Origin of the sequence: Nocardia sp. NPDC060220 (assembly GCF_042727815.1) — a bacterium.
Classification (GTDB): Bacteria; Actinomycetota; Actinomycetes; order Mycobacteriales; family Mycobacteriaceae; genus Nocardia.
This window is the reverse complement of sequence record NZ_JBHWZY010000653.1, coordinates 1-3,982: the sequence shown is the minus strand read 5'-3', so window position 1 is coordinate 3,982 and position 3,982 is coordinate 1. Positions and strand designations below refer to the sequence as shown.

General features: G+C 68.6%; 3 protein-coding genes and 1 pseudogene. All 4 read right to left on the bottom strand.

The window, feature by feature from the left end:
• Positions 1-113 precede the first annotated feature (113 nt).
• On the bottom strand, positions 114-1,892 hold the full coding sequence (locus ACFWF3_RS27100) for a dipeptide ABC transporter ATP-binding protein (RefSeq protein WP_379316198.1): 1,779 nt from the start codon (positions 1,890-1,892) through the stop codon (positions 114-116).
• A complete protein-coding gene (locus tag ACFWF3_RS27095; RefSeq protein ID WP_379316196.1) occupies positions 1,889-2,752 on the bottom strand; it encodes an ABC transporter permease in 864 nt (287 codons plus the stop codon). Before ACFWF3_RS27095 ends, ACFWF3_RS27100 begins: the two co-directional genes overlap by 4 nt.
• Positions 2,749-3,702 (bottom strand): ABC transporter permease, encoded by a 954-nt coding sequence (locus ACFWF3_RS27090; protein WP_378990318.1) that lies wholly within the window; start codon positions 3,700-3,702, stop codon positions 2,749-2,751. The genes ACFWF3_RS27095 and ACFWF3_RS27090 overlap by 4 nt, the downstream gene beginning before the upstream one ends.
• A gap of 3 nt (positions 3,703-3,705) precedes the next feature.
• Positions 3,706-3,982 (bottom strand): annotated as a pseudogene (locus ACFWF3_RS27085) (ABC transporter substrate-binding protein); the annotation flags it as partial.

Below are 3,982 nucleotides of genomic sequence, written 5' to 3'. Positions count from 1 at the left end.
CATGAATTCCTCGCTTCGACCGGTTGGCGTCCGGATTCGCCCATCATCCGCAGTAGCGACATTCCAGGAAATCCTTACGATCAGAGCGATTCTGTACAGCTGCGCTTCGCCGATCACGCCACCACGGCGTCGACGGCGACGGGCGTGCCCGCACCGACCGGTACCGCGTCGAGCAGCCGTCGGGTGTAGTCCTGGGTGGGGTTCTCGAAAACATCGGTGACAGCACCGGATTCGACCACCGAACCCGCGCGCATCACCGTCACCTCGTCCGCGACCAGCCGCACCACACCCAGGTCGTGGGTGATGAACAGGTACGTCAGACCCTGCTGGTGCTGGAGATCGACCAGCAAACGCAGGATCTGCGCCTGCACCGAGACATCGAGAGCCGAGACCGCCTCGTCGAGGACGAGAACTCGCGGCCCGGCGGCGAGCGCGCGGGCCACAGCGACGCGTTGACGCTGACCACCCGAGAGTTCGGCAGCCTTGCGCGCCAAGTGTTCTCGCGACAGAGCGACCTCGTCGAGCAGTTCGCGCACCCGATCGCTGCGTCGTGGCCCACGCGGGAGCAGGCCGAGTGCGACGAGCGGTTCGGCGATGATCTGCTCCACGGTGAACTTCGGGTCGAGCGACGAATACGGGTTCTGATAGACGAACTGGATCTCGCGACGGATCGGACGAAGTTTCCCGCGTGAGAGCCCGTCGATGCGGGCGCCGTCGAACCACACCTGCCCCGAGTCCGGTGAAGTGAAGCCCGCGGCAATTCGGGCGACGGTCGACTTGCCCGCCCCTGATTCCCCCACCAGCGCGTGCGTTGTTCCCGCGCGGACGGCCAGGCAGACGTTGTCGACCGCGCGCACACCACCGTGCGCGAAGGTCTTGGTCAGTTCCCGGACCTCGAGCAGTGGCCTGGTCGCTTTCGGCACAGACGTCGCCCGGCGCGGCGACGAGCTGATGGCCGTCGCTGCCGACCGCGCACGCACGGCCGACGATCCGGTCCCTGTCGACGAAACCGATTCTCCGGGAACCGACGCCGGGCCGCAGACGGACGGGCCACCTGGTTCGAGACGGGGCTCGGTGCTCGTCAGGCGGGTGCTCTGCTGGGTGGGCGCCGCCGCGACCAGTCGGCGCGTGTAGTCGTGTCGGGGATCGGCCAGGATGCGGCCGGCCGGGCCCTCTTCGACGATGCGGCCGTGCTGCATCACGATCAGGCGGTCGGATCGTTCGGCGGCCACGCCCAGGTCGTGGGTGACGAGCAGGACACCGAGGCCGAGGGTGTCGCGCAGGTGGGCGAGGTGATCGAGGATCACCTTCTGCACGGTGACGTCCAGGGCCGAGGTCGGCTCGTCGGCCACCAGCAGCGCGGGGTCGTTGGCCAGCGCGATAGCGATGAGCACCCGCTGTTTCATGCCGCCGGACAGTTCGTGCGGGTACTGCCGGTACACCCGTTCCGGCTCGCGCAATCCCGCCGTGGCCAGTTTCGCCACCGCGAGGTCGCGCCCCGGCCCGGATTCGACGCGCCGGTGCAGTCGCAAGGCCTCGAGCACCTGGGTGCCGACCCGTTTGACCGGGTTCAGCGAGGTGCCGGGGTCCTGGGGCACGAAACCGACGAACGGGCCGCGCAATCGGGCGAGTTTACGGTCGTTCCAGGACGCGGTGTCGTGCCCGTTCAACGCCAGTGCCGTGGCCTCGACCCGCGCCGATGGGGGCAACAGATGCAGCGCGGCATGGACGGTGGTGCTCTTGCCGGACCCGGATTCGCCCACGATCGAGACGAATTCGCCCCGGCCCACCGTCAGCGACACACCGTCGACCGCGGCCTGCCCGTCCGCGCCGCGGGCGCGGTAGCGCACGGACAGGTCCTCGATCTGCAGCAGGGTTTCCTTCTCGCTCATCGCTTCTCTCCCAACGCTCGCCCGATTCGATTGGTGGACAGCACGACCACGGCGATCACGATGCCGGGCAGCAGCGAGATCCACGGGTAGGTGGCCAGAAAGTCCCTGCCCTCGGAGACCGCGAGGCCCCATTCCGGGTCCGGCGGCGGTGCGCCGTAGCCGAGGAAGCCCAGCGCCGCCACGGCCAGCACCGCCGTGCCGCATTCGAGCGCGGCCAGTGACAGCACCGCCGAGACCGAGTTCGGCAGCACGTGCCGCACCACGACCCGTCCGAAACCGGCCCCGGAGCCGTAGGCGGCCTCGACGTAGTCGGTGCCCGCGACCTTGAGCACCTCCGAGCGCATCACCCGCGCGAAGGCCGCCACCGCCGAGATGCCGACGGCGACAGCGATATTCACGGTGCCGTAGCCCAGCGCGGTGACCACGGTCATGGCCAGCAGCAGGCTCGGGATGGCCAGCAGGACGTCGACGAAGCGCATGATCACCGCGTCGACCCGGCCCCCGAGAAACCCGCTGAGCAGCCCGATCGCCGACCCGATCACGAACCCCAGGGCCACCGCGAGCAGGGTCGCGGTGAGCGTGGTCGAGGTACCGTAGATGGTGCGGGCGAGCAGATCGCGGCCGAGGCGGTCGGTGCCGAACAGGTGCTCGAGACTCGGCGCGCTGAAGCTTGCGTCCGAATCACCTTCCAAGGGTGAGTACTTCGTGAACAGGGACGGGACGAGCGCCCAGGCGAGCACGGTGGCGATCACCAGCCACGCCAGGGTCAGCCCCGGCGCGGCGGTGATCGCCGCGGTCGCGGTACGCACGCGATCGGGAACCGTCGGTGCGGTACGGATGTCGTTGTCGAGGACGGTCATGCGGAGGTCCTTGCTCGCACACGGGACCGCAGCCGCGGATCCGCCAGTGGATAGACGAGATCGACGAGGAAGTTCACCGTCACGAAAACCAGCGCGGCGAACACCACCACCGCCTGCACCAGCGGCACGTCCTGGGTGCGCACCGCCGTTTCGGTCAAGCGGCCCAATCCCGCACGGGAGAACACGGTTTCGACGATCACCGCGCCGGCGAGCAGGTTGCCGAAGGTGACACCGGCGATCGTGAGCGCGGGCAGGGCGGCGTTCTTCAATACCTCCCGTACCAACACCCACAGCCGCGTCGCGCCCTTGGCCACCGACACCGTGACGTACCCGGCGTGCAGTTCGGCGTCGAAGTTCTTGATCAGCAGCTGCGCGATCGGCGCGGATACCGGAATCGCCAGCGTCACCGCGGGTAACACCAGCGCGCCGAAGCCTTCGTTGCCGATCGGCGGGAACCAGCCCAGCTGGAACGAGAACACTTGCAGCAGTGCGAGTCCCACCAGGAACACCGGCACCGACACCCCCGCCGCGGGCAGGGTCGCGACCAGGTCGGCGACCCATTTGGTGCGGGTGTAGCCCGCGGTGGCGGCGACGGCGAAGGCCAGCGCGACGGCGAGGACCAGCGCGGCGCCCGCCAGCAGGGCAGTGTGCGGCAGCACCGACATGATCAGCGGCCACACCTGCTCACCGGTGCGGGTCGACACCCCGAAATCACCGGTCAGCGCGGCGAACAGCCGGTGCGTGTACTGCCCGACCAGCTGCTGGTCCAGGCCGAAGTACTCCCGTGAGTTCTGTTTGTCCTCCTCGGAGATCAAGTCGCCCTGCGACGGGTCGAACAGGAAGTCGACCGCGTCGTAGGGCAGCACGAACAGCAAAACGAAGGTGAGGGTGTAGGCGCCCCACACCACGAACACCGCCTGCCCCAGCTTGGCGAGCACATAGCGCGACATCGGTTACCTCGGCTCGATCCAGGTGTCGTAGAAGACGTTGCGCGACTGCGCTTCATAGCCCACGTTGTGCACCCGCGGGGATGCCGCGGTCACCTGCGCCGGGTTGTACACCGGCACGGTGAGCACCTGGTCCACGAGCAGGAACCGCTGCGCCGCCTCGGCGGCCTCGGCGCGCTTGCCCGGGTCGAGGGTCTTGCTCACCGCGCTGAGCTTGTCGATCGCCTGCTGGTAGAGCGGGTTCTCCGGCGCCAGCTTCGAGGAGTTGGTGTACTGCGGCGAG

Coding starts and splice junctions, on each gene's coding strand:
- ACFWF3_RS27100 (WP_379316198.1), bottom strand. CDS start 1,892: ATGAGCGAGAAGGAAACCCTGCTGCAGATCGAGGACCTGTCCGTGCGC.
- ACFWF3_RS27095 (WP_379316196.1), bottom strand. CDS start 2,752: ATGACCGTCCTCGACAACGACATCCGTACCGCACCGACGGTTCCCGAT.
- ACFWF3_RS27090 (WP_378990318.1), bottom strand. CDS start 3,702: ATGTCGCGCTATGTGCTCGCCAAGCTGGGGCAGGCGGTGTTCGTGGTG.